Below are 23,213 nucleotides of genomic sequence, written 5' to 3'. Positions count from 1 at the left end.
GCTGCGTTAAATCGCGTCTGCGCCGGTTTCACCGGTGCGGATACGCACGACCTGCTCCAGCTCGGAGACGAAGATCTTGCCGTCGCCGATCTTGCCGCTGTGCGCGCCGCTGCCCACAGCCTCCAAAACCGCATCCACCTGGCCGTCGTCGACGGCGATCTGCAACATGGTTTTGGGCAGGAAATCCACTACATACTCGGCGCCGCGGTACAGCTCGGTGTGCCCCTTCTGGCGGCCGAACCCCTTCACTTCACTGACGGTAATACCGTTAACACCGGCCTCGGCCAGCGCGTCGCGCACCGCGTCGAGTTTGAAAGGCTTGATAATTGCGGTGACCAGTTTCATATCGGTTCCCCCATAGTAGAGTTGCCCTGCTCCACCGAGCAGGGCACGCTGGTTACCAGGTGTAGGTGGCGCCGGCGAGGACCGACGGTTCACACCAATCCAGGCCAAAGCACTCTTTTTTACTGATATCGGTGCCGACCAGCGAAGCGCTCAGGTTCAGGCCGCCAAAGTCCTTGCCTACGGAAACCGAGTAGTCGATATAGGAATCGTCTTCGAACAGGAAGCCTTCCTCATCGAACATGTTGGCACCGACATGGAAGCCGAGGCTCACGTCCGCCGGCAGGGCAAAGCTGTATTCGGCGTAGGGGTAGTAGAAGGCTCCGGTGTCGGCCCAGTAGTTGTCGGAGTAGGCCAGGCCCAGGGTCAGGTCGGAGATGCTGACGCTGCCGTAGACTTCCTGGTAGTCCTCGTCGTGGCTGCCACCGTGATAGGCGTAATAGATGTAGCCCACGTCGTAGCTGACGTTATCGCTCAGCTCGCCGCCGTAACCGCCGTAAAAGTCCTGCTCGAATTTGGTTTCGTCTTCGCCGTAGGCAAAATCCACCTGCGAGGCCCAGGTGCCCAGGTAAACACCGTTGCCGAAGTCCAGGTCGACACCACCCTGCATTGCGGGGCTGCCGTCATTCTGGGAAATGCCGCGGAATTTGTAATCGCTGACAGCACCCAGGTTGGCGCTGGCAGAAATACCACCCTCGGCCGCGTTTACGGCGGTGGATGTCGCCAGGCTCAGGGCTCCGGCTGTCAGAATGGTAGCGATCTTATTCATAGTTATTCCCACCTTTGTTCTCCTTGTCTCTGTGATCTTCTCGTCGTCGAATATTTTTCGGCGCAGCTAGCGATCAGCGTCGGGAGGCCCACCACTTAGGGTTGGTGGCGGCATTGTTATCGGCCTTGTGAGCTTGTGTGTGCCCGGCAGCTGAAAATGGTCTGCGGTGGAACACCTGCACCATGCTGCACAGGGATTAGTGCAGGCTTGATGCCAACTCGGCATTCGTGCAGAGAATCAATCACTTAGAGCGGGTTTTGGGCGCTGCCAGCAACGGCGGACGGCTTTAGTGCGAGCACGCACGCACCAAAATGGCGCCCGGCCAGCAGCGACGCACACTTGTGGGGACACCTTGGGCGCCGGTGACCCAACAAAGAGCACGGTTCGCGCCGACTGTGCGCTGTGCCCGCGCCGCGGGCGGCGTGGCGCGCACATTCCCGGCCGCGGCCGCGCTGGGTTACAATCCGGACAACCCTTTTTGAGTCATTCTGTGGAGAACAGCCGGTGTCTGCCGACAAGCTGCAACAGTTATTGAACGAGCTGCACAAGCAGGGCGCAGTGGTCACCAGCGACCTGCGCGATGCCCTGGCAGTGGCACTGGGCAAGTTGCCGCTGGTGTCCCAGCAGGAATTCGACACGCAGGTGGACATCCTGCGTCGCACCCGCGAAAAGCTCGCGCGCGTGGAAGCCCAGGTAGAGCACCTGGAACAGGCCCTGGCTGAACAGTCGCCTACAGCGCCTTCGCAGGAGCGCAAACCACCGGCCGGCTAAACCGCCGGCCAGTCAATTCAAGGAAGAATTTGTGAGCCTCTCCGTCACCTACAGCCGCGCCCAACTGGGTGTCGATGCGCCGCTGGTTACCGTGGAAACCCACCTCGCCAATGGCCTGCCCGCGTTCCATATCGTCGGCCTCCCGGAAGCCGCCGTGCGCGAAAGCCGCGACCGGGTGCGCAGCGCGCTGGTCAACAGCCATTTCGAATTCCCGCAACGGCGTATCACCGTCAACCTGGCACCGGCCGATCTACCCAAGGAGGGCGGCCGCTACGACCTGGCGATCGCCATCGGCATCCTCGCCGCCTCCGGGCAGATTCCCGGCGAGCCGCTGGAACAGTGTGAATTTCTCGGTGAGCTGGCCCTCACCGGTGCCCTGCGTGAAGTCAGCGGCGCCCTGCCCGCCGCCATCGCCAGCGCCGCTGCCGGTCGGCGGCTGATCCTGCCGCACTGCTGCGGCGCCGAGGCGGCGCTGGCCGGTGGTGAGATCCGCAGCGCACAATCGCTACTGCAGGTGTGTGCCGATCTGCACGGCCGCGAGGCCCTGCCCAAGGCGGAACGCAGCGCCGAGGAGGCGGACTGCAGCAGCGCCGACCTGGCTGACGTGCGCGGCCAGCTGCGCGCCCGCCGCGCCCTCGAAGTGGCCGCGGCCGGCGGCCACAACCTCCTGTTCTACGGTCCGCCCGGCACCGGCAAGACGATGCTCGCCAGCCGCCTGCCCGGCATACTGCCGCCGCTGGCACAGCGCGAGCTGCTCGAAGTGGCGGCCGTCTATTCCGCCGCCGGCCTCGCCGATCTGCGCCAGCGCCCGTTCCGCGCGCCGCACCACAGCGCCTCGCCCACCGCTCTGGTCGGCGGTGGCAGCACCCCCAAGCCCGGGGAAATTTCCCTCGCCCACCGCGGCGTGCTGTTCCTTGATGAAATGCCCGAGTTCCCGCGCCAGGCACTGGAGATCCTGCGCGAACCGCTGGAGAACGGCGAAGTGCGCATCTCCCGTGCCCGCGCCCAGGTCACCTTCCCTGCCGCCTTCCAGCTGGTCGCAGCCATGAACCCCTGCCCGTGCGGTTACCTGGGCGAACAACGCTGCCGCTGCACCCCGGACCAGATCGACCGCTACCGCCACAAACTGTCCGGCCCGCTGCTGGACCGCATCGATATGCAGGTGGAAGTGGCGACCATGAGCGCCGGCCAGCTGCAGGACGCGCCGCCCGGCGAGTCCTCGGCCGCTGTGCGCGAACGGGTAAAACGCGCCCGGGAGATTCAGCTGGGGCGCCAGGGCGGCATCAATGCCGAACTGAAAGGCGCGGAGCTGGACCGCCACTGCGCGCTGGGAAAAACGGAACAGCTGTTGCTGCGCCAGTCGGTGGAACAGCTCGGGCTGTCGGCGCGCAGTTATCACCGGGTGTTGCGGGTCGCGCGCACACTGGCGGATCTGGCTGGGGAAGAAAGAATTGGAGCGGGACAGATTGCCGAGGCGCTGGCGTACCGGAATCTGGATCGGAAAAGTACACAGCCGGCCTAAAGCCAGTGCAACCCGCCGGCTAATTTCTCTGCAAGATGTCGCGGTAAATCCGCTAAAGACCGCTACGGAAAGTGCCGCCACGGCGGACGGCCCGCCGCTCCGCGCGGGGGCTCGACCACACTCGAAAGCAGCGCTACTGGCGCAGTCACCGGCGCCCGGTTTGCGCTTCGATCAATTGGGTCACTGTGCAGCCATCAGTTTCTGGCGCTGCTCGGACAGTTGCGCATCAAACTGTTTCTCGGCGTTGTCCGCGTAGGCGCGGCAGTCCATCGCCGGTTTCTGTTGCGCGTGTTCGCCATAGACCCAGCCGCTGGCATCCGGGTGCGGGGTCAGCAGCAGGTCGCAGGGCAGTGCGCGCACGGTGGCAAAGGTATGGCGATAGTCGTCGACGATACGCGGGTAGCGGGGATTGCCCAGCAGCCGGTAACCTGGCGCGGTGAGGCTGTCGACATAGGCGATATCGACAAGCTTGCCATCGCGCTGGTCGCGCCAGGTCCAGGCCATGCTACCGGGGGTGTGGCCGGGGACGAAATGCACCTGCAGTTGCAACTCGCCAAGCGTCACCTTTTCGCCGTCGTGTACCAGGCGGTCGGTATGCACCGGCGGGTACACGATGGCATCGCCGAAGTGGATGTCGTGCGTACCACCGCGCGCCATCAGCTGGGCGGTTTCGGCATTGCTGACCACCTGCGCGCCGGTGGCGCGGGCGATGGCCGCGAGGGGGCCGGCATGATCGCCGTGACCGTGACTCATCAGAATCAGCCTGAGATCCGCGGGTTCGAGCCCCAGCGCGTGCAGGTTGGCGAGCAGGTGCTCGGCGCTCTGCGGCATGCCGCCGTCGATCAGCAGCGCGCCGGCATCGGTTTGCAGCAACAGGCTGGTCAGGCCTTGCGTGCCGATCTGCCAGGTGTGCTCGGCAATGCGCAGCGGTTTCACCGGCGTGCGCCACTTGTCCTCTACCTGGTAGGCGTGCAGCTGTGGCAGCGGATCGGCAGCCCGGGCCAGCGCCACAGTACCGAGTGTACCGAGCAGAAGGCAGCAGAGCAGTTTTCGGGAAAACATAAGGTAAATCCATTTATTGCTTGGTGTGGAATCAATGTGGAGAGCAGTCACGTCCTGTCGCGATATCGCGCGGGGCCACCATGTAATCAATCAGGTGGGTCCAGTCATAGCGCTCGGGATAGTCGGCATACTCGAAGCCCAGCCGGCGGTACAGCGCGCGCGCGGGCGCGTTGTCTTTCAGTACGAACAGCGAGCATTCACTCACCCCCAGTTCGGCGCAGCCGCGTGCAACCAGTTGCGTAATCAACGCACTGCCCCAGCCCCGGCCGCGCTGCTCCGGCGCGACGATCAGTCGCCCCAGGTGGCAGCGCTGCAGGCGCTCGTAGTACTGGCCGAACGCCAGCAGCTGGCCGCCGGCGCCCTGCAGCGCAAAGCTCGGCAGCTCGCGCCAGCGGGTGTCCTCGGCAAAAGTCTCGGCGTCGAACGGATAGCGGAACGTGGGGCCGCCCCACTGCTGGCCCTGTACGCGGCTGCCGATCCACGACATTAATTCCGGCAGTTGTGCTTCGGTGAATAGTTGCAGGTTCGGCTCAGCCATCATTGCCCCCTTGTACCTGTTATTTTTATTTATTCGCAGCCGCGCCGGTTTATTTGCCCCGGCTCGCCGCCAGCCAGCGGTCCAGCTGATCGGCGAAGGCCTTGCGATCCTGCTGGTTCAGCGCCGGCGGACCGCCGGTGTGCACGCCGCTGGCGCGCATGGTGTCCATAAAGTCGCGCATATTCAGGCGCGCGCGGATATTGGCTTTGGTGTGGCGCTCGCCGCGCGGGCTCAGCGCCTCGGCGCCCTTGTCGATCACCTCCGCGGCCAGCGGGATGTCGCTGGTGATAACCAGGTCACCGGCGGCGCAGCGCTGCACGATTTCGTTGTCGGCCACGTCGAAGCCGGAGGACACCTGCAACGACTTGATAAAGCGCGACGGCGGTACGCGCACCGACTGGTTGGCCACCAGGGTGATCTCGGTCTGGGTACGCTCCGCAGCGCGGAACAGGATTTCCTTGATCACGACCGGACAGGCGTCGGCGTCGATCCAGATTTTCGCCATTAGTTTTTTACCTCATCGGTTCGGTCCGGCGGCCCATCTTGTCTGTCCGCTGGGGCCCCGTCATCGCATTTTTTACAGTCGAGCACCTGGCCGAGCCGGGATTGACGCCCTTGTTCGGTGATCACCCAAGGGCGGTTCTGCCACGGTGGATCGTGGCGCACATGCTGGTTGTGCCCACAGGCGAGCTCGGCCACCCAGTGGTCTTCCGCGTCGCGGTGGTAGCCGGTGATACGCTGCTGCATGGGATGCTTCCGACGGGTCTTGAAAGAGGAGTTATAGCGAACTCGTGTCGGGATGTATATCGGCGAGCGAGGCAGGCAGCCAACTATGTCTACAGGAAGCGGATAAAACTGGTGGCGGTCAGGCGCCCACGCCCGGGATCGGCACACAGGCCGGCGGCGGGGTCGATCAGGCCGGAGTGCAGCTGGTTGCCGCGATAGACGACGGCGCGGTTAAAGCGGGCCTCGACGCGACCGATCTGCTTGAACAGTTCGCTGTCACCGCTGGCGTAGCCAGGCGCCGGCGGTGATGCCAGCACCTGCTGCTTGAGTTGTGCGGCGTAGCCGTGCAGTCGCTCGTTATCGATGGTTTCGAAACCGCTGGCGCGGTGGCGGTAAAAGGCGGTGCCGCCGAACTGCGGCGGGCACAGGTAGTGCACCACCGCCAACTGGTGTGAGTCGCCGCTGTCGAAATGCGGCAACCGCTGAATCGGCCGCAGCAGCTCGGGGACGGTGGTGGCGATGGACAAGCTGCACAGCAATGGCTGCGCGCGGGCGCTGTCGGGCAGCCCGAATGTCTCGCGCACGCTGTGTTCGAGTGTTCGGCACAGGCTCTCGGCGTAGGCCGCCGGCAGCGGCTTGCGCACACCCGGATAGTAGTCGCCGCTGCGCGCGCGAAACGGTGCACCGCTCCCGGCAAATGCGCACAGTGCCTCCGGCTCTGCGGCCAGACCGTCGATGACCAGCAGCGGCTGCCGCTCGCGGCCGAGGCGCTGTACCTCGATCCGCGGCGCGGCGGCGCAGGCGAGATCCGCCGACATGGCCCCGCCCGGATCAGGCCGCTGCGGTTGCGGCATCGCGGGCGTTGCGGCGCTCGATCAGCGCGTAGAGCTGGCCGAGCGAGGTGAGCATCGTGTAGATATGGCCGAGCTGGCCACCGGCATTCAGCTGGTGCAGCGCGTCGCCGTCCAGCGCCTGCAGCTTTTCCTCATCGATGCTGTAGAGGCCTTCCATACGCTGGGTGTCGCCGCTGGCGAAGGTCACCTCAAGACGCATCGGCACGATCAGCTGCAACGCCTGCAGGCGGCGCACCAGTTCCGCGGCCAGCCGTTCGCCGTCGAGCAGCTGGCCGAGAATGCCCTGCATCTTTTGCAGGTAAGCACTGCCACGGTCGTCGTCGAACAGCGCCTCGCCAGTATCGCCGACACAGGGGCTGTCCTCGTCGATACAAACCAGCGGCTGGCCGTTTTCCTCAGTGCCGACAAAGAACGGCTGGCGCGCGATATTCAGCGGCGTGTACAGCGACTGCCACTCACCGCCGTTCCAGTAGAGGTTTTCGCCCTCGGCAAAACCGAACAGTGCGACGCAGACAAACTGGCCGGTTTCGGCGTTCTTGGTCAGCACGATCGGGTAGTCGATCGCTAGCTTCAAGAACTCGCCGGGCATCACCGGCACCATACGCAGGGAAGCGCCCTGGCGCTCGATGCGGCTGGTGTCGATGCGCAGTTCACGGTGGTGTTCGCTGTTCAGTGCGACCAGTCTGGTCATGGTGGTTACCTCTCGCAGTTTTTTATTGTTCGCATGCGACGCGCAGCACAGGCAACGGCTGTTGCGCCAAATATCAGATCGTCTGCAGGCCGTACTGATGGATCTTCTCCAGCAGCTCGCGGTGTTTGGGCAGCGCGGCCAGCGCGCGGGCGGTGGCCTTGCGGTTAGCGGCAAAGTGTTGCACTGCCTGCCGCTCTTCCCGCAGCCGCTGCGCCATACTGCCGCTGTCCGTGTCGAAACCCATACCGTAGAGCACATACTGGTAGCTGGCCGCCGGGAACACCTCGTTGTTACTGGTAAAATCGCAGTCCCCCGGCGGGCGGTAGCGCCACAGCGACATCAGCTCCAGCAGGCTCTCCGGTATCGAGGCCGGATCGCGATTGTCGCTCCAGAAACTCTCCTCACGCTTGCTGAGCAGATAGTGCAACTTGAGGAAGTCGACGATGCGGTCCCAGCGGTAGCGGAAGGTTTCGTTGAAGCGGCGCGCGGTAATATCCATGACATCGCGGCGCACAGGCAGCTGTTCGGCGATCATCTCCGCAGACAGCTCCACCAGCACCAGCGCCGAGGCCTCCAGCGGCTCCAGGAAACCAGCGGACAGCCCGACGGCCACGCAGTTGTTGACCCAGAATTTTTCCCGGTGGCCGCTGTGAATCGAAATCTCGCGCACGGAAAGTTTTTCGATGGCCCGTCCCACATACGCATGCAGCCGCTGCTCTGCCGCCTCTGCGCTGCTGTGCGTGCTGGAGTAGACATAGCCGACGCCGCGGCGATGGGTCAGGCCGATATCCCAGATCCACCCGGCATCCTGGGCGGTGGAGATTGTGTGGCAGGCGATCGGGTCGTCGGCATTTTCGTAAGGTACCTGTACAGCGAGGGCGCGATCGATAAACAGTACGTCGCTGCGGCCAATAAACGGCACCCTATAGTGCCCGCCGAGCAAGCGCGATGAAAAGCCGGTGCAGTCGACAAACAGATCGCCGGCCAACTCACCGCTATTGCGCGTGACCAGTGACTCGATATCGCCGTTAGCGGCGGCGTTGACCGACAGCACCTCGTCGCGCAGGTAGCGCACACCCAGTTTTTCTGTGCAGTGGCTCTGAAGAAAATCGGCAAACTTGCCCGCGTCCAGGTGGTAGGCGTAGTTGGCCACCGAGGCGTATTCCGGCGTGGTCATCTGCTTCGGTGCCAGGCCGCTCTCACACAGCTGCTCCTGGTAGCAGACCGCATTGGAGAAGGACAGGCCCTGCCCTTTCAGTGACTGCTGCCAGTGGCGCGAGAGATCCATTTTGGTGAAACCCTGTGGCAGCACCAGCGGGTGGTAGTAATAATCGCCGTCGCCGCCGTCTACCCAGCGTGCGAACTTTGCGCCCTGCTTGAAGGTTGCGCCGCACTCGCGCAGGAAATCGCTCTCGGCGATGCCCAGCTTGCGCAGTGTCTTGCGCATCGTCGGCCAGGTGCCCTCGCCGACGCCGATAGCGGGGATACCCGGGGCCTCGATCAGCGTAACCTGCACACCGCCCTCGCTCCCACCATCACAGGAGTGCATCGCGGCGATGCGCCCGGCCACAATCCAACCGGCGGTACCGCCGCCCACTACCACTACGGATTTTATCGCTCTGCTGGTCGGTTCTGTCATCGCCGATCTCGTTATTGCTGGTTACTCCCCGGTCCGCACCATCCTGTAGGAGTCGCCCTACAGGCGATTGGCGGGTCGGGATTATTCCGCCAGCGCGCTGTCTCTACACGCTGTAAAATTCTGCCACGCATGTGGCACAAAAGCACAGGGATGTGCTTCGCAAAAAGGGCCGCGGCCCGTTTCCGGGCGGCGGCCAATTGGAGAAGCAAAGCTGCCTGCAATGGAACTCCTTGTTCCGGTTCCCTAGATCATATTTTCCATGCCTAGAAGGTGGCTCTCAGGCCCAGCGCAAAGCGCCGGCCGCTGTCCTCCGCCAACAAGAACTGGTTGGCGTAGCGCCCGTGCTTGAGCAGTGTTTCATCGGTCAGGTTCAGGCCCTCGAAGAACACAGTCATGCGGTCGTTGATATCGTAGCTGGCGCTCATATCCCACTGCTGGTAGGCGTCGACGAAGGTCGGTTCGCCGCTGACATTCTGCACCAGAGACTGCAGGAACTCGTCGCGCCAGTTCCACGCCAGGCGCGCCTGGAAGGGGCCGCGCTCGTAGAAGCCGACCAGGTTCAGCGAGTCGCTGAGGCCGGTCAGGGCGAAGGTCTGGGTCACGTCGTCGACGTTCAGCTCCGCGTCGCTGTTCACCAGGGTGGCGTTGGCGATAACGCCGAAACCGCTGTCGAAGCTGTGCTGCATCGCCAGTTCCAGGCCATCCACCGCGGCACTCTCGCCGTTACTCGGTTTGGTCAGCGTGAACACCGCCACGCCGTCGTTGGGATCCACCGCGTCCTGCGGATCTTCGCCCGGGGCGATGGAAGTGATATCACCGGTGGACGGATCGGTAACCAGCTGGCCGGCGCTGTTGGTAAAGGTCTGGTCTTCCGTGGAGCTGATAATGAAGTTATCCACATCCTTGCGGAAGTAGCCCACCGACACATAGCTGTTGTCGCCGTAGTAATACTCCAGCGACAGATCCAGGTTGTCGGACAGGAAGGGCTCCAGTTCCTGGTTGCCGGAGCTGGAGCGCAGGTTGCCGCCCTGGCGGGTGGTGTTAAGCACCGACACCGGCGACAGCTGACCCAGGGTCGGCCGGGTCATGGTGCGGGAGGCGGCGAAGCGGGCCACCAGCTCGTCGGTGATCTCCAGCTTCACGTCCATATTCGGCAGCACCGAGTGGTAATCGTTGTCGGCGCTGACCGACTGCGGCTCGCCCATCACTGCCTGCAGCTCGGTCTGGTCGAGAATCTGCAGGCTTTCCAGCGGCGATTCGGTGCCGTTGACAGTGACGTTGGTGCTCTCGACACGCACACCGGTGTGCGCGGTCAGTGGCATGCCGGCCAGCTCACCGGCAAATTCCAGTTCCATGTAGCTGGCGAGGACATTCTCCTCCACCTCGTAAGAATTGTTGCGGCGCACGGCGTCGTAGCTGATACCGCCGATTCCCTCCAGGTAAGCAAACAGCTTCTCGCCGTCGTGGGCCAGCCACTTGGTGGTCATATGCTGGTGACCGCTGACACCGCTGAGGAAGTCGGAGCCGGCGTCGAACACGTGCATGAAATTGTCGGGGATATCGACGTTTTCCGGATAGCCGCAGAATGTGCAGTGCACGCCGTTGGCTTCGTCGCTCAGGTATTCGTTGCTCTTGGTCTCCTGCGAGTAGAGCAGGCCGAACTTGGCGCGGGTCAGGCCGCTGCTGTTGCCCTCGTCCCAGACGCCGTCGAAGCGGTACTGGTTGACGCGGTCGTCGGTGGCCCAGCCGCGACGCAGCATCACGTGGGCGCGGCCGTTGCTCGGATCCAGGTAGTCGCTGACCCCGGCCTGCACACCGTCGGCGTTGTAGATATCCGGATCGGCGCTCTGGAATTCACTCGAGTAAGGCAGTGTCTCGCCGGGCAGTATCTGCAGGCGCGAGCGGTTCAGGTAACCGATCAGCGACAGCTGGTTCTCGCGGCCGTTGTTGCCGGCACGCTTGGCGCCGGAGGTGGAGGCGTCGAAGCTGAGGTTCAGGTTTTCCGTCGCATCCCAGTTGACGTTGATACCGTACTGCGAGGTGCTGGTCAGGCGGTCGAATTTCTTCGAGTGGAAGTCGGTCGCGTGGCCCACTTCCTGGAACATGTCGATGGCGGTGCCGTTCTCGTCCAGCACCACGTTCTCCAGGTTGTCGGCGGTGAACCAGTGGCCGAAGGAGGTGGCGTTGGTGACGATATCGAAGTCGGAGTAGATGCCGTCGGCGGTGATCTGCAGGTCATCGGTGGGGGCGAACTGCAGCACCAGGCTGCCGCCGGTGCGGGTGCGCTCCTCGAAGGTCACCTTGGTGTCGAAGTTCTGCGGAATAAAGGTGTTGTCCGAATGGCTGGCGGAGGCGTCGATCTCGCTGGGGGCGACATTGCCGAGCACATTGGTGAGCCAGCCGTCGGTCTGCGCCTGGTTCAGGCGCGTGCTGCGCTCCTGGCGCGAAACCGCCAGCAGCACACCGAACTTGCCATCGGCGAAGGTGTTGCTGACCAGCCCGGAGATCTGCGGCTTGGAGTCGCCACTGTTTTCGTCGTACAGGCTCTTGACGCTGCCGGCAACCTTGAGGCCGTTGAAATCGAACGGCCGCGCGGTGGTCACGTTGACCGTAGAGCCGACACCGCCGGACTGCTGGGTGGCGGTGGAGGTCTTGTACACCGCCAGGCTCTTGACCAGTTCCGAGGCCAGGGTGTCGAAGCTGAATTCGCGGCCCTGGTTCTCGGTGGCCATCTGGCGGCCATTGACCAGCACGGTGTTGAACTGCGGGCCGAAGCCGCGCACGGTGATCAACTGGCCCTCGCCGCCGGAGCGGTCGATGGACACACCGCTGATGCGCTGCAGCGATTCGGCCACATTGGTATCGGGGAACTTGCCGATATCCTCGGCGGAGATGGCGTCCACCACGCCGTTGCTATCGCGCTTCACGTCCATGGCGCGCTGCAGACTCGCGCGGATGCCGGTCACCGAAACTTCCTCGATGGTGCCCGGCTGCTGTGCATCATCGCTCTGCGCCTGGGCGGCGCCCGCTGCGCCGGTGCCGATCATGGATGCCATGATCGAAAGAATGGCGCTGGACAGTTGGTTCTTCTTATACACTGTGCTCGACCCTCCAATGGGATGTCCTGCTGTTATTGTCAGCTGGCCATCGTCACCCACCATTGCCTTGAGGCCGGTCCCCTCGAGCAGGATCGCTACCCCCTCATCGATCGGGTAGCTGCCCACCAAGCGCTGCGCCTGTACTTTCCGCACATCATCGAACGGGAAGATCAGGGTCAGGTCGGCCTGCTCGGCAAATGCGGTGAGCGCGATGTCCGCTCTTTGCCGGGGAATATTGAAGAGCTCAGTTTCGTGTAGGCGAGCGCTGTCCGCCAGCACAGATGAAGCACTCATCATAAGCAGGCTAAAGGACAAACTCTGAAAAATAGCCCTGTCGTCTCCCCCGGGCGCCGCTGTTTTCGCGGCGTGGTTAGAAGACGACTCGGCTAAAAATTTCCGCCATCGGATCACTGTTTTTTTAATCTAGTTATTCTTTTTTCTGTCTGCGGCGGTTACCGCCTCGCTGTTTTTCACCGGTGTCTGTTTTTCCTGCTCTGTTATTTTTATTAATCTGGCCACCTGATCGGTGGCCGGATGAATGCCTTGTCAGCGCGCACCGCGATGGGCGCTGCGCGGCGAATCCGCGCGCGCCTCCGGCAGTGCCGCAGCGCTGCTGTCTTCGCGCGGACGCAGTACTACTGTCTGGTCGTCGATACGCTCACTGGCAATACCGAAATTGTCGTTCAGTGTGCGCAGCAGCCCCTTTACGTCGCCGGTACGGAACAGGCCGGCTACGCGCACCCGCTTCAGCTGCTCGCCCTCGATGCGGAAGCGCACCGAAGTGTAGCGGCTGATCTCCGCCACCGCCTTCTCCAGCGGTTCGCCGTGGAACACCAGATTGCCGCTGCGCCAGGACAGCTTCGCATCCATTTCCGCCGGCGCTATTTTTTCGACCTGCTCCGGCGGCCCGCGTTTTTCATTCATCATCAGCCGCTCGCCCCGGGATACGGCCGTGGCCGTAGCCGGCAGCGGCGGCGGGTCGGCGGAGTCGGGCTCGTCCTCGCGATCGGCAACCCGCACCCGGCCCTCGGTGACAATCAACTCCACGCTGCGGTCGCGCCGCAGCTGCACATTGAACGCGGTGCCCACCGCCTGCACCACGCGGCCGGCGGCGAGGACGCTGAGCGGGCGCTGCTTGTCGTGCGCTACCTGCACATTCACCTCGCCGCGGTCCAGGTCGATCAGGCGGCTGGCCGGCGTGTAGTGCACACGCACCAGGCTGTTGGTGTTCAGCACCAGCACCGAGCCATCCGGCAGGTTGACCGTGGAGTGCTCACCGACCGCCGTCTCGTACACCTTATCGACATTGGCGGTGCGATGCGCGCCCGGCAGCGCGCCGGCCTGCCACAGGGCAGCGCTCAGCAGCAGTAATACCGAGGCGGCCGCGGCCAGCCAGCGGCGGCCGAACGACGGCTGGCGGCGCGCCTTCTGCGCCGGCGCCGGGAACAGGTCGGCAAGGCGCCCCAGCGCGTCCATCTTGTCCCATAGCTCGGCCACCTTTATCAGCGTGTCGCGGTTGTCGCGCGCGGCCGCCAGCCAGCGCTGCAGGTCGCGGGTCTCGGTGTCGCTGAGGCCGCGGTCGAGCCGCGCGATCCACTCGCAGGCCTCCTCGAGACAGCGTTCGCGGTCGGGCAACTGGTAGACATTGCTCATGGGCGTCCCCCGTTGCCGGCGCTGCGCGCGGCGCGCGTGTCACTGGTGCGCTGCTGCAGCATAAACAGGGTGCAGCGCTTGATCCCTGTGGCGATATGTTTTTCCACCGTACTCTCACTGATATCCAGCTCGCGGGCAATTTCCCGCTGTGAATAGCCGTAGACCTTTTTCAGCACAAACACGCGGCGGCACTGTACCGGCAGTTGCCGCACCGCCTCGCAGAAGTGCGCGAATTCCTCGCGACTGGCCACCACCTCGTAGGTGTGATCCGTCGCCGGGCCGAGATCCATCCCGAGATCGAGTTCCTCATCCAAGCTCACCGACAGCCGCGACTCGGAGCGCTTGACGTAGTCGAGCGCCAGATTGCGCGCAGTGCGCAGCATAAACGAGCGCGGCTGTTCAATGGCGCCCTGCCGCGCCGCCTGGCAGACCCGCACATAGGTCTCCTGGACGATATCCTCGATTTCCCTGGGTGGCGCTATGCTCGAAACCAGCCGCGCCAGACTGCCGCGGACCCGCATAAAGATGTCCGCCAGCGCCTCATCATTCGCCATATCACCGCTCGATTTTTATTGAAATTATTCTGTATCCGGCCCCGGATGGATTCCCTCCGGGTGACTCTCCACGCAGGTAGACGACTCGCAAGATTTTTTCCCCCAGTGGCCGGCGAAAAAAATACATCAGTGGATCCTGGCCGGTTATCCACAGGCTGCGCGACACTTCTGGGTGATTTTTGAACACCGTGTGTGTCCGTCCACGTTCTGCCGGTGCAGATGGACTGCGCCGACTCGACGGAGCGGTCGCCTTTGACTGGAGGTGCCCCTGTAGTCAATCTATGGAATCGCAGCGGCCGATAGTTCTTCTCAAGCGAGGTTTACCCACAACACTGGTAGAATCGCGCCCCTAACCCGAACCGAGATGTAAGCCCAGCATGTCTAAGCTGAACCCCCGCCAGGCGGAGGCGGTGAAGTATATCGACGGCCCCTGCCTGGTGCTCGCCGGCGCCGGCTCCGGCAAGACCAGCGTGATCACGCGCAAGATCGCCTACCTGATCGAGGAGTGCGGCTATGCCGCGCGCAACATCGCCGCGCTGACCTTCACCAACAAGGCCGCCCGCGAGATGAAGGAGCGGGTGGGCAAGCTGCTGGCGGGGCCGGACGGCAAGCGTTCCAAGGCCAGCCACGGCCTGACCGTGTCCACCTTCCACAACCTGGGCCTGAATATCCTGCGCAAGGAGTACCGTGCGGCCGGCTTCAAGCCGGGCTTCTCCATCTTCGACGCCGAGGACGCGCGCGCGCTGATCAAGGAACTGATGCTGCGCGACGGCGATCTGGACACCGACCTGCTCGACCGGGTACAGAACCAGATTTCCAACTGGAAGAACGACATGCTCACCCCCAAGCGCGCCCTGGAAGCGGCCGCCAGCCCTGGGGAGCAGGCCATTGCGCTGGCTTACGGCCGCTACTGCGACGCACTCAAGGCCTACAACGCGGTGGACTTCGACGACCTGATCCTGATCCCCGTGCAGCTATTCGATTCCGACCCGGAACTGCTGCAGCGCTGGCGCCGCAAGATCCGCTACCTGCTGGTGGACGAGTACCAGGACACCAACAACTCCCAGTACCTGCTGGTGAAATTATTGGTGGGCGGCCGCGGCGGCCTAACCGTAGTGGGCGACGACGACCAGTCGATCTACGCCTGGCGCGGCGCGCGCCCGGAAAACATGAGCCTGCTCAAGCAGGACTTCCCCAACCTGATACTGATCAAACTGGAGCAGAACTACCGCTCTACCAGCCGTATCCTCAAGGTGGCCAACCACCTGATCGCGCACAACCCACACGAGTTCGACAAGGCGCTGTGGTCCGATCGCGGCCTCGGTGAGGAGATCCGCGTACTCAAGGTGGCCAACGAGAACGAGGAAGCCGAGCGGGTCGCTAACGAAATCTTCCTGCAGAAGGCGCGCCGCAGCGCCAGGTTCATGGACTTCGCCGTGCTCTACCGCGGCAACCACCAGGCGCGGCTTATCGAAATGAAGCTGCAGGAACACCAGATTCCCTACCAGATGTCCGGCGGCACCAGCTTCTTCGCCCGCGCCGAGATTAAGGACATCATGGCCTACCTGCGTTTGCTGGTGAACCCAGACGACGACAACGCCTTCCTGCGCATCATCAACACCCCGCGCCGGCAGATCGGCACCAGCACCCTGGAGGCGCTGGGCAACTATGCCAAGGGCCGCGAGATCTCCATGTTCAGCGCCTGCTCCGAGATCGGCTTCAAGGAGCATATCAATGAACAGGGCTACGAACGCCTGAACCGCTTCTCCCTGTGGCTCGAGGGCGTACAGCGCAACTGCCGTGACAACAGCCCCGATGCCGCCTTGAGAGAAATGCTCGACGATATCGACTACCCCGGCTGGCTGTCACAGAACGCCAGCAGCGAGAAGGTCGCCGAGAAGCGCATGGAGAATGTCTACTGGCTGCTGGAAAGCCTGAACAAGATCATGGAGGGCACCGACGACGAGCTGGAGCAGGACGTGCGCCTGGAACAGGCCATCTCCAAACTGATCCTGCGCGACATGCTCGAGCGCCAGGAAGAGGAAGAGGCCACCGACAAGGTCAGCCTGATGACCCTGCACGCCGCCAAGGGCCTGGAGTTCCCGCATGTGTTCATGATCGGCATGGAGGAAAACCTGCTGCCGCACCGCAACAGCATCGAGGACGAAAATATCGAGGAAGAACGCCGCCTCACCTACGTCGGCATCACCCGCGCGCAGCGCACCCTGACCATGACCCTGGCCGGCAAACGCAAACAGTTCGGCGAGAACCAGGACACCACGCCCAGCCGCTTCCTCGACGAGCTGCCGCCGGAGGACTGCGAGTTCGAGGGCTTTGGCAAGGCGACCCCGGAACAGAACCAGGCCAAGGGCGAGGAGACGCTGGGATCGCTGTTGAGTATGTTTGACTGAGTTCCCAGGCCGTCGGAAACCTTGTAGCAACGGCCGCGCCGGTGTAGCAAGCAACGCCGGTTCCCCCAGCGCAAACAAAAAAGGCCGCTCAGTGAGCGGCCTTTAAATCTCTGAAGTAAGCAGTCGCTTACTTGCTGTGCGACGTCATATAGTCCACAGCCCCTTTCACTTCGTCATCGCTGCAATCGGTACACAGGCCGCGCGGCGGCATGGCATTGAAGCCGTTGATCGCGTGGGTGTAGAGCGTGTCCATGCCCTTGGCGATGCGCGGTGCCCAGTCGGCAGCGTTGCCGAACTTGGGTGCGCCGGCGGCACCCGGGGTGTGGCAGGTAGTGCAGTGGGCCTTGAAGATCGCCTCGCCACTGCGCGGAGCGCCGCCTGACGCAGCCGGTGCTGCCGCAACCGCAGCGGCACACTTGTCTCCCTGCATACAGGTCTTGTCCACCGGTGCGATACGCTCGGCGATTTCCTTGTCTACCGACGGCGCCTGCGCCATCGCAGCGGCCGCACCAACGGTCAGCGCCGCCACCAGACTCACAATCATTTTCATGGATTCCCCCTAATGGCCGCTCCTGCAGCTCCGTAGACTTCCGGCAATTCGCCGCGTACCTCTACCAGCCAGTCATTATACGCAATCCGCAGCGTCCAGCGAAAGCCAGCCCCGGCGCCCCCCGAATCCGCTTTCCTGCACCCCGCCCCTTCTGTATAATCCGCGTCCCGCACAGGGCTCTGGCCCTGTCGATAAAATCAGGTTTCCCGCCCCTAGCTCAGCTGGATAGAGCGTCGCCCTCCGGAGGCGAAGGTCAGAGGTTCGAATCCTCTGGGGCGGGCCATATACGAAAAGACCACCCTCGCGGTGGTCTTTTCGTATATGGGGTGCCCCAGGGCCCAGATTCGAACCTCCGTTCGACCCGGAGCGCAGCGTAGGGCCGCGACCAACGGGAGCGCATCCTCTGGGGCGGAGGCCCGCACAGCGGGCCCAAACTTCCCGCTATCACAGCACCTTCTATAAGCGCCGCCCTCGCAGTGGCCCTTTCGCATCTGGATTACCCCAGCGCCAAGAATCGAACCTCCGTTCGACCCGGAGGTGGCGCAGCCACCGGAGAACAGCGACCGCAGGGAGCTAATCCTCTGGGGCGGGGCCCGCACAGCGGACCCAAACTCCCCGCTATCGCAGCGACCCTTTCGCATCTGGATTACCCCAGGGCCCAGATTCGAACCGCCGTTCGCCCCAGAGGTAGCGCAGCCGCCGGTATCTCGTTTAGCGCCAGGGATGATCAAAGTCGAATTTCTGGCAACGATGATCCCTTTCGCGATATCGAAACCTATATTCCGTACATCAAGACTTAAGCGCGCGCCAGGCACAATACGCGGCCTGAATCAGGCCGGCTGTGTGTGGGCCATGGCCATGGTGAGGAACTTCTCGGTCTGCCCGGCGCCGGAGGTGAGTTCCGCCTGGGCACTCTGGTCGCAGATTTTGTCCCAGTTTTGGATCACGGCCTCCGGGCTCTGCTCGTCGGCCGGAATAAAAGTGCCGGCCGTTTCGAACAGGCGGGTGCTGGCATAGCCGCCGGCACCGGCGCAGAGGATGAAGCGGTTTGGCGCATCCTTGTGACACAGGGTCAGGGCGCCTGCGGTCACCGCTTCCGGGGTGAGCATCGCCAGCATCTCCGGCGGCATCAGGTCTTCGGTCATGCGGGTGCCGGCGGTTGGTGACAGCGCGTTGACCCGGATATCGTATTTGCCCCCTTCCAGCACCAGGGTGTTCATAAAGCCCAGCACCGCCATTTTCGCCGCGCCGTAGTTGGACTGGCCGAAGTTGCCGTACATGCCGCTCGATGAGGTGGTCATGACGATGCGGCCGTAGTTCTGCGCGCGCATGATTTCCCACACTGCCTTGGTGCAGTTCACGGAGCCCATCACATGCACGTCCATGACCAGCTGGAAATCGGCCAGCTCCATCTTGGCGAAGGTCTTGTCGCGCAGGATGCCGGCGTTATTGATCAGGATGTCGACGCGCCCCCACTTGTCCATGGCCTGCTGCACCATGTCCTGGACTTCGTCGTACCTGGCAACGTTGGCGCCGTGTGCAAGCGCCTCGCCACCATTGGCCTCGATTTCACGCACCACCGCCTGTGCGGCCGCGGAGGAGGCGCCGCTGCCGTCGCGGGCGCCGCCGAGGTCGTTGACCACGACTTTTGCACCGCGCGCGGCCAGTGCCAGCGCGTGAGATTTTCCGAGCCCGTTGCCGGCGCCGGTTACGATGGCCACCTGGCCGTCAAAGCGTACACTCATAGTCTTCTCTCCCTCGTTTTTTCGTTGCGGATTAGCTACACGGAGCGGCGCGTCGGAATCAGCCGGCCACCTGCAGGGTGAGCCACTCGGCCAGCAGCGCGGGCTTTGCCGCGCCCTCGATCTCGACGGTGACTTCAGTTTTCAACAGTAACTGGCCGGGATTTTTTTCGCTGACATCGAGCAGCCGCGCGTGTGCGCGGATGCGGCTGTCGACCTTTACCGGGGCGATAAAGCGCACCTTGTCAAAACCGTAATTGACCGCCATCTGCATATCTTCCACCCGCAGGCTGAAGACCTCGGCGAAATGCGACAGCAGCGACAGGGTGAGGAAGCCGTGGGCAATGGTGGAGCCGAACGGTGTCTGCGCGGCGCGTTCCGGATCGACGTGGATGAACTGGTGATCGTGGGTAACCTCGGCGAACAGGTTGATCTGCTCCTGGTTCACGGTAAACCAGTCGCTGGTTTGCAGGGTTTTGCCCACGCTTTGCAGCAGTTCTTGCTTACTGACCGTCTTCATAGTCTCTCCTGTCGTTCTCTTGTTCTGTTATGCAGTGAGCGCACTGCGCCCTGTCATCCCGGCGCCGGATCAGAACCACTCCGGCCGCATATCGAAGCTGGTGCTGTCGACTTCCCTGACCAGCTTTGACCAGTGGTAGATTTTCGGCAGCTCCGAGCGGAAGAAATACTGCAGCGCCTGCAGCTTGCCGCGGTAGAAGTGCTCGTCATCCGCATGCGGGTTGCGCTGCAGGCCGGCGTCGGCGGCGAGGCCCTGGCGCAGCCAGATCCAGGCGATGACGACATGGCCGAACATTTCCAGGTAGCTGACCGAGTTCGAGAACACCAGATCGGGATTTTTCTCTGCAGTGGCACCGAGGACGGCACTGGTGGTCTGCTGCAGCTCCTCCAGCGCGGCCTGCAGGTCGCCGGCGAACAGGCTCAGTTCGCTGTCGCGCGCCTGTTCGATGGTCTGCTGCATTTCCGCGAGCACCGCGCGGTAGCCGGCAAACTTGTTCATCGGCACCTTGCGCCCGAGCAGGTCCAGGGACTGGATGCCGGTGGTGCCCTCGTGAATCGGGTTCAGGCGGTTGTCGCGGTAGAACATCTCCACCGGGTGCTCGTTGATATAGCCGTGTCCGCCCATGACCTGGATGGCGAGGCTGTTGGCCTGCGCGCCGTATTCCGACGGCCAGCTCTTGATGATCGGGGTGAGGAAATCGAGCAGCGTGTGCGCGTGGGCCCGCGCTTCCTCGGTCTCCGCGGTCTTCTCGTCATCGGCCAGCTGGCTGCCGTACAGGCACAGAGCATAGGCGCCCTCGGCGTAGGCCTTCTGGGTCAGCAACATGCGGCGCACGTCCGGGTGCTCGATGATATTGATCGGCGAAGACTCCGGATCCTTGTTGACGAGCAGGCGGCCCTGGGGGCGCTCGCGGGCGTAGTCGAGGGCGTACTGGTAACCGGTCAGGGCGGTCAGCGCCGCGCCGGTGCCGACCATGATGCGCGCCTCGTTCATCATGTGGAACATGTACATCAGGCCGCGGTTTTCCTCGCCCACCAGATAGCCCACGGCCCCGTCTTTGTCGCCGAAGCTGAGTGCGGTGGAGGTGTGGCCGCGCCCGCCCATCTTGTGGAACAGCCCGGCCAGGGCCACGTCGTTGCGCTCGCCGTTACTGCCATCCTCGTTGACCAGGAACTTGGGCACGATAAACAGCGAGATCCCCTTCACGCCCCTGGGCGCACCCTTCACGCGGGCGAGCACCAGGTGCACGATATTGTCGCTGAGCTCGTGGTCGCCGCCGGAGATGAAGATCTTGTTGCCGGTGATGCGGTAGCTGCCGTCGGACTCGCGGGTGGCGGTGGTGGTGAGGTCGGCGAGGCCGGAGCCCGCACCGGGTTCGGTCATCGCCATGGTGCCCATGAAGCGGCCCTCGCGCATCGGCTTGACCCACTTCTCCACCTGCTCCGGTGAGCCGTGCGCCTCGATCAGGTTGGCGTTGGCGTTGGTCAGGGAAATGTAGCCCAACGTGGTGCTGGCCACCGCCGACAGATGGGCCTGTACGGCATTGGTGACGATCAGCGGCAGCTGCATACCGCCGTCTGCAAAATCGGTGGCCGGCGCGGCGAGGCCGGCCTCGATGACCGCGTCCAGTGCCGGCTTGATTGCCGGCAGCAGGTGCACGCGCTCGCCGTCAAAAGTGGGTTCGTTGATGTCCACTTGCTGCCGGATGGGCAGGAAATGTTTCAGTGCGACCGTCTTGCCGGTTTCGATGGCCGCGTCGAAGGTTTCGCGGCTGTGGTCGGCGTAGCGCGGGCGCCTGGTGAGGGATTCTGCATCGAACAGCTCGTAGAGCATGAAAGCCAGGTCGCGTTCGCTGAGCGCTTGTGCTGCCATGGGTCACCTTGTTCCTGTTACTGACGGGTGGGGTGGGCCGCTTGGGGCCGGTTGGGTATTGTGGGGCGAGTTGCTAGACTCGGCCATGACCTCCCGGGTCAAGTTCAGCAGGCACCGGCACGGCAAATCTGGCTGGCCATTTGAGGCAGGGAAATGAGTGAGACAGCCTACAGTGCGTTCGGCCACCTGTTGCGTTTCTGGCGACGGGTGCGCGGCGTCAGCCAGGAAACGCTGGCACTCAGCCTGGAGTCCTCCACCCGCCATATCAGCTTTCTTGAAAACGGCAAGGCCCGGCCCAGCGAGGCGCTGGTGGGTGCTATCAGCCGTGCACTGGATCTGGGTGAGCGCGATAGCAACTACCTGCGCCTCGCCGCCGGCTACCTGGCCGAGAGCCGCGCAGTCGACTTCCAGGCGCCGGCATTCAAGTGGCTGCGCAAGGCCACCCTGCTATCGCTGCGCGCGATGGATCCCTACCCGGCGGTGCTGACAGACCGGTACGGCCGCCTGCTGATGGTGAATCGCAGCTGGGTTGCCTTTTACCGCGAGTCGGTCAGCGCTGAAGCGCTGGCCAGAGTGGAAAACCATTACCAATTGGTCTTCCGCCGCCCACCCGCAGGCGTCGCGCTGGATTCCTGGCAGCACACGCTGGCGATGATCCTGATGTATACCCAGCAGGAGGCGCTGCTGACCAACGACCCGATTTACCAGGAGATGGTGCGCGAGCTGGCCGCGCATCCGGGCATCCCGGAAGACTGGGCGCAGATCGCCTCAAGGCTCGAGCCGATGGCCAGTTTCCGGGTGGAACAGGAATACCGGGGCAGGCTGATGCGCTTTTTCAGTGTCAACCTGACGGTGGGCGCCATGGGCCCGGCCTCCTTCGCGTCGGAGCCGCGCCTGGTGATCAATACGCTCTATCCCGAGAGCGATGCGCTCGACCTGTCCGCAGCGCTCGACGGCGATCTGTCGCACCCGCTCCTCTACTACTGAACTGCCGATATCGCGCGCCGCGTCGATATCGCGGACCCTGTGCGAGTCCACGCCGCGCAGCCGCCGGAGACCAGCGGCCGAAGAGAGTTAATCCACTGGGGCGAAGGCCAGTTAAGCTTGCCTATCAGCCCGGCAAGCAACCTCTCCGGAACCACGAGCCCCAACAACCATCATAAAGTGTTGATGAATCCAGCCAGCAGCCACTCGTAATGCCGCAACTATTGAAGCAAACCTGCAGATACACCCTCTGGCTGGGCACCGCTTTCGCGCTGGCAACCGCACTGCTGGTCCTGGCCCTGCGCTGGGTAGACCCGCCCTCCTCCGCCGTCATCCAGGCCTGGCAGTTGCACAGCGGCCGCAAGGCACAACAGCAGTGGCGCCCGCTGGAGCAGATTTCCCCGCACCTGCAGATGGCGGTGATCGCCGCGGAAGACCAGAAGTTCCCGAATCATTTCGGCTTCGATTTCGCGGCGCTGCAGAAGGCCCTGAGCGAGGACCGCAGGCGCACCCGCGGTGCCAGCACCATTACCCAGCAGACGGCCAAGAACCTGTTCCTGTGGAATGGCCGCAGCTATGTGCGCAAGGGCCTGGAGGCCTGGTTTGCGCTGCTGATGGAGCTGTTGTGGTCGAAGGAGCGCATCCTCGAGGTCTACCTGAATATTGCCGAATTCGGCAACGGGGTGTACGGCGCGGAAGCGGCGGCGCGGCGCTTTTACGGCACCTCCGCGCGCTACCTGAGCCGCTGGCAGAGCGGGCTGCTCGCAGCCGTGCTGCCAAACCCGCGGCGCATGTCCGCGCAGCGGCCATCGCGCTATGTGCGCGGCCGCGCGGCAACCATCGAGCGGCAGGCGCGGCAGCTGGGCGGCAGCCGCTATCTGGTGAATCTCCGCTAGCGAACTGCCACCGGTACTC

21 protein-coding genes and 1 tRNA gene are annotated in these 23,213 nt (G+C 63.5%); 6 read left to right on the top strand and 16 right to left on the bottom strand.

From position 1 onward, the window contains the following. Positions 1–6: 6 nt before the first annotated feature. Positions 7–345: a P-II family nitrogen regulator gene (locus ABDK11_RS00960; RefSeq protein ID WP_346838454.1), complete on the bottom strand. Its 339-nt coding sequence runs from the start codon at positions 343–345 to the stop codon at positions 7–9. Between the two features lie 52 nt (positions 346–397). Continuing rightward, on the bottom strand, positions 398–1,111 hold the full coding sequence (locus tag ABDK11_RS00955) for a TorF family putative porin (RefSeq protein ID WP_346838453.1): 714 nt from the start codon (positions 1,109–1,111) through the stop codon (positions 398–400). 504 nt (positions 1,112–1,615) lie between these two features. Here ABDK11_RS00955 and ABDK11_RS00950 point away from each other — a divergent pair. Then, on the top strand, positions 1,616–1,882 hold the full coding sequence (locus ABDK11_RS00950) for an accessory factor UbiK family protein (RefSeq protein ID WP_346838452.1): 267 nt from the start codon (positions 1,616–1,618) through the stop codon (positions 1,880–1,882). A gap of 31 nt (positions 1,883–1,913) precedes the next feature. After that, positions 1,914–3,404: a YifB family Mg chelatase-like AAA ATPase gene (locus tag ABDK11_RS00945; RefSeq protein WP_346838451.1), complete on the top strand. Its 1,491-nt coding sequence runs from the start codon at positions 1,914–1,916 to the stop codon at positions 3,402–3,404. A gap of 180 nt (positions 3,405–3,584) precedes the next feature. Here ABDK11_RS00945 and bla read toward each other — a convergent pair whose 3' ends face one another. The 10 genes from bla to ABDK11_RS00895 form a co-directional block, all read right to left on the bottom strand. Beyond that, on the bottom strand, positions 3,585–4,466 hold the full coding sequence (gene bla, locus ABDK11_RS00940) for a subclass B3 metallo-beta-lactamase (RefSeq protein WP_346838450.1): 882 nt from the start codon (positions 4,464–4,466) through the stop codon (positions 3,585–3,587). Between the two features lie 31 nt (positions 4,467–4,497). Further along, positions 4,498–5,004, bottom strand: coding sequence for a GNAT family N-acetyltransferase (locus tag ABDK11_RS00935; protein ID WP_346838449.1), 507 nt, complete (start codon positions 5,002–5,004; stop codon positions 4,498–4,500). Between the two features lie 49 nt (positions 5,005–5,053). Continuing rightward, the gene (locus ABDK11_RS00930) at positions 5,054–5,509 is read right to left on the bottom strand and encodes a YaiI/YqxD family protein (protein WP_346838448.1); all 456 of its coding nucleotides are present in this window, start codon (positions 5,507–5,509) and stop codon (positions 5,054–5,056) included. After that, positions 5,509–5,751 carry a DUF3565 domain-containing protein gene (locus ABDK11_RS00925; protein WP_346838447.1) on the bottom strand — a complete coding sequence of 81 codons (243 nt, stop codon included), beginning with the start codon at positions 5,749–5,751 and terminating at the stop codon, positions 5,509–5,511. Before ABDK11_RS00925 ends, ABDK11_RS00930 begins: the two co-directional genes overlap by 1 nt. An 89-nt stretch (positions 5,752–5,840) precedes the next feature. Further along, entirely contained in the window at positions 5,841–6,548 is a 708-nt protein-coding gene (locus ABDK11_RS00920) for a DUF6445 family protein (RefSeq protein WP_346838446.1), read from the bottom strand. A gap of 13 nt (positions 6,549–6,561) precedes the next feature. Beyond that, entirely contained in the window at positions 6,562–7,275 is a 714-nt protein-coding gene (locus ABDK11_RS00915; RefSeq protein ID WP_346838445.1) for a SapC family protein, read from the bottom strand. A 73-nt stretch (positions 7,276–7,348) separates the two neighbouring features. Next, a complete protein-coding gene (locus tag ABDK11_RS00910) occupies positions 7,349–8,914 on the bottom strand; it encodes a tryptophan halogenase family protein (RefSeq protein ID WP_346838444.1) in 1,566 nt (521 codons plus the stop codon). Positions 8,915–9,177: 263 nt separating this feature from the next. Beyond that, positions 9,178–12,306 (bottom strand): TonB-dependent receptor, encoded by a 3,129-nt coding sequence (locus tag ABDK11_RS00905; protein ID WP_346838443.1) that lies wholly within the window; start codon positions 12,304–12,306, stop codon positions 9,178–9,180. A gap of 252 nt (positions 12,307–12,558) precedes the next feature. Further along, positions 12,559–13,665, bottom strand: a complete 1,107-nt coding sequence (locus tag ABDK11_RS00900; RefSeq protein ID WP_346838442.1) for a FecR domain-containing protein — start codon at positions 13,663–13,665, stop codon at positions 12,559–12,561. Further along, a complete protein-coding gene (locus ABDK11_RS00895; protein WP_346838441.1) occupies positions 13,662–14,219 on the bottom strand; it encodes a sigma-70 family RNA polymerase sigma factor in 558 nt (185 codons plus the stop codon). Before ABDK11_RS00895 ends, ABDK11_RS00900 begins: the two co-directional genes overlap by 4 nt. A gap of 377 nt (positions 14,220–14,596) precedes the next feature. Between ABDK11_RS00895 and rep the strand changes: the two genes are divergently transcribed. Next, positions 14,597–16,630, top strand: coding sequence for a DNA helicase Rep (gene rep, locus ABDK11_RS00890; RefSeq protein ID WP_346838440.1), 2,034 nt, complete (start codon positions 14,597–14,599; stop codon positions 16,628–16,630). A gap of 127 nt (positions 16,631–16,757) precedes the next feature. Here rep and ABDK11_RS00885 read toward each other — a convergent pair whose 3' ends face one another. Beyond that, the gene (locus ABDK11_RS00885) at positions 16,758–17,180 is read right to left on the bottom strand and encodes a cytochrome c5 family protein (protein ID WP_346838439.1); all 423 of its coding nucleotides are present in this window, start codon (positions 17,178–17,180) and stop codon (positions 16,758–16,760) included. Between the two features lie 206 nt (positions 17,181–17,386). Between ABDK11_RS00885 and ABDK11_RS00880 the strand changes: the two genes are divergently transcribed. Beyond that, positions 17,387–17,463 (top strand) — tRNA-Arg (locus ABDK11_RS00880). Between the two features lie 547 nt (positions 17,464–18,010). Here ABDK11_RS00880 and ABDK11_RS00875 read toward each other — a convergent pair. The 3 genes from ABDK11_RS00875 to ABDK11_RS00865 form a co-directional block, all read right to left on the bottom strand. Then, positions 18,011–18,925: an SDR family NAD(P)-dependent oxidoreductase gene (locus tag ABDK11_RS00875; protein ID WP_346838438.1), complete on the bottom strand. Its 915-nt coding sequence runs from the start codon at positions 18,923–18,925 to the stop codon at positions 18,011–18,013. Positions 18,926–18,983: 58 nt separating this feature from the next. Beyond that, positions 18,984–19,442: a MaoC family dehydratase gene (locus tag ABDK11_RS00870; RefSeq protein WP_346838437.1), complete on the bottom strand. Its 459-nt coding sequence runs from the start codon at positions 19,440–19,442 to the stop codon at positions 18,984–18,986. A 69-nt stretch (positions 19,443–19,511) separates the two neighbouring features. After that, a complete protein-coding gene (locus tag ABDK11_RS00865; protein ID WP_346838436.1) occupies positions 19,512–21,314 on the bottom strand; it encodes an acyl-CoA dehydrogenase in 1,803 nt (600 codons plus the stop codon). A 153-nt stretch (positions 21,315–21,467) separates the two neighbouring features. Here ABDK11_RS00865 and ABDK11_RS00860 point away from each other — a divergent pair, with 153 nt between their 5' ends. Together ABDK11_RS00860 and mtgA are read left to right on the top strand one after the other, a co-directional pair. Then, positions 21,468–22,301 (top strand): helix-turn-helix domain-containing protein, encoded by an 834-nt coding sequence (locus ABDK11_RS00860; protein WP_346838435.1) that lies wholly within the window; start codon positions 21,468–21,470, stop codon positions 22,299–22,301. A gap of 209 nt (positions 22,302–22,510) precedes the next feature. Next, positions 22,511–23,194 (top strand): monofunctional biosynthetic peptidoglycan transglycosylase, encoded by a 684-nt coding sequence (mtgA, locus tag ABDK11_RS00855; RefSeq protein ID WP_346838434.1) that lies wholly within the window; start codon positions 22,511–22,513, stop codon positions 23,192–23,194. The last annotated feature ends 19 nt before the right edge of the window (positions 23,195–23,213 follow it).

The sequence above is a fragment of the Microbulbifer sp. SAOS-129_SWC genome (genome assembly GCF_039696035.1).
GTDB lineage: Bacteria > Pseudomonadota > Gammaproteobacteria > Pseudomonadales > Cellvibrionaceae > Microbulbifer.
This window is presented reverse-complemented; position numbering and strand designations above follow the sequence as displayed.

What these genes read in the sequence shown, in the direction of transcription:
- ABDK11_RS00960 (WP_346838454.1), bottom strand. Translation starts at nt 345, where the DNA reads ATGAAACTGGTCACCGCAATTATCAAGCCTTTCAAACTCGACGCGGTG.
- ABDK11_RS00955 (WP_346838453.1), bottom strand. Translation starts at nt 1,111, where the DNA reads ATGAATAAGATCGCTACCATTCTGACAGCCGGAGCCCTGAGCCTGGCG.
- bla (WP_346838450.1), bottom strand. Translation starts at nt 4,466, where the DNA reads ATGTTTTCCCGAAAACTGCTCTGCTGCCTTCTGCTCGGTACACTCGGT.
- ABDK11_RS00935 (WP_346838449.1), bottom strand. Translation starts at nt 5,004, where the DNA reads ATGGCTGAGCCGAACCTGCAACTATTCACCGAAGCACAACTGCCGGAA.
- ABDK11_RS00930 (WP_346838448.1), bottom strand. Translation starts at nt 5,509, where the DNA reads ATGGCGAAAATCTGGATCGACGCCGACGCCTGTCCGGTCGTGATCAAG.
- ABDK11_RS00925 (WP_346838447.1), bottom strand. Translation starts at nt 5,751, where the DNA reads ATGCAGCAGCGTATCACCGGCTACCACCGCGACGCGGAAGACCACTGG.
- ABDK11_RS00920 (WP_346838446.1), bottom strand. Translation starts at nt 6,548, where the DNA reads ATGTCGGCGGATCTCGCCTGCGCCGCCGCGCCGCGGATCGAGGTACAG.
- ABDK11_RS00915 (WP_346838445.1), bottom strand. Translation starts at nt 7,275, where the DNA reads ATGACCAGACTGGTCGCACTGAACAGCGAACACCACCGTGAACTGCGC.
- ABDK11_RS00910 (WP_346838444.1), bottom strand. Translation starts at nt 8,914, where the DNA reads ATGACAGAACCGACCAGCAGAGCGATAAAATCCGTAGTGGTAGTGGGC.
- ABDK11_RS00905 (WP_346838443.1), bottom strand. Translation starts at nt 12,306, where the DNA reads ATGAGTGCTTCATCTGTGCTGGCGGACAGCGCTCGCCTACACGAAACT.
- ABDK11_RS00900 (WP_346838442.1), bottom strand. Translation starts at nt 13,665, where the DNA reads ATGAGCAATGTCTACCAGTTGCCCGACCGCGAACGCTGTCTCGAGGAG.
- ABDK11_RS00895 (WP_346838441.1), bottom strand. Translation starts at nt 14,219, where the DNA reads ATGGCGAATGATGAGGCGCTGGCGGACATCTTTATGCGGGTCCGCGGC.
- rep (WP_346838440.1), top strand. Translation starts at nt 14,597, where the DNA reads ATGTCTAAGCTGAACCCCCGCCAGGCGGAGGCGGTGAAGTATATCGAC.
- ABDK11_RS00885 (WP_346838439.1), bottom strand. Translation starts at nt 17,180, where the DNA reads ATGAAAATGATTGTGAGTCTGGTGGCGGCGCTGACCGTTGGTGCGGCC.
- ABDK11_RS00875 (WP_346838438.1), bottom strand. Translation starts at nt 18,925, where the DNA reads ATGAGTGTACGCTTTGACGGCCAGGTGGCCATCGTAACCGGCGCCGGC.
- ABDK11_RS00870 (WP_346838437.1), bottom strand. Translation starts at nt 19,442, where the DNA reads ATGAAGACGGTCAGTAAGCAAGAACTGCTGCAAAGCGTGGGCAAAACC.
- ABDK11_RS00865 (WP_346838436.1), bottom strand. Translation starts at nt 21,314, where the DNA reads ATGGCAGCACAAGCGCTCAGCGAACGCGACCTGGCTTTCATGCTCTAC.
- ABDK11_RS00860 (WP_346838435.1), top strand. Translation starts at nt 21,468, where the DNA reads ATGAGTGAGACAGCCTACAGTGCGTTCGGCCACCTGTTGCGTTTCTGG.
- mtgA (WP_346838434.1), top strand. Translation starts at nt 22,511, where the DNA reads ATGCCGCAACTATTGAAGCAAACCTGCAGATACACCCTCTGGCTGGGC.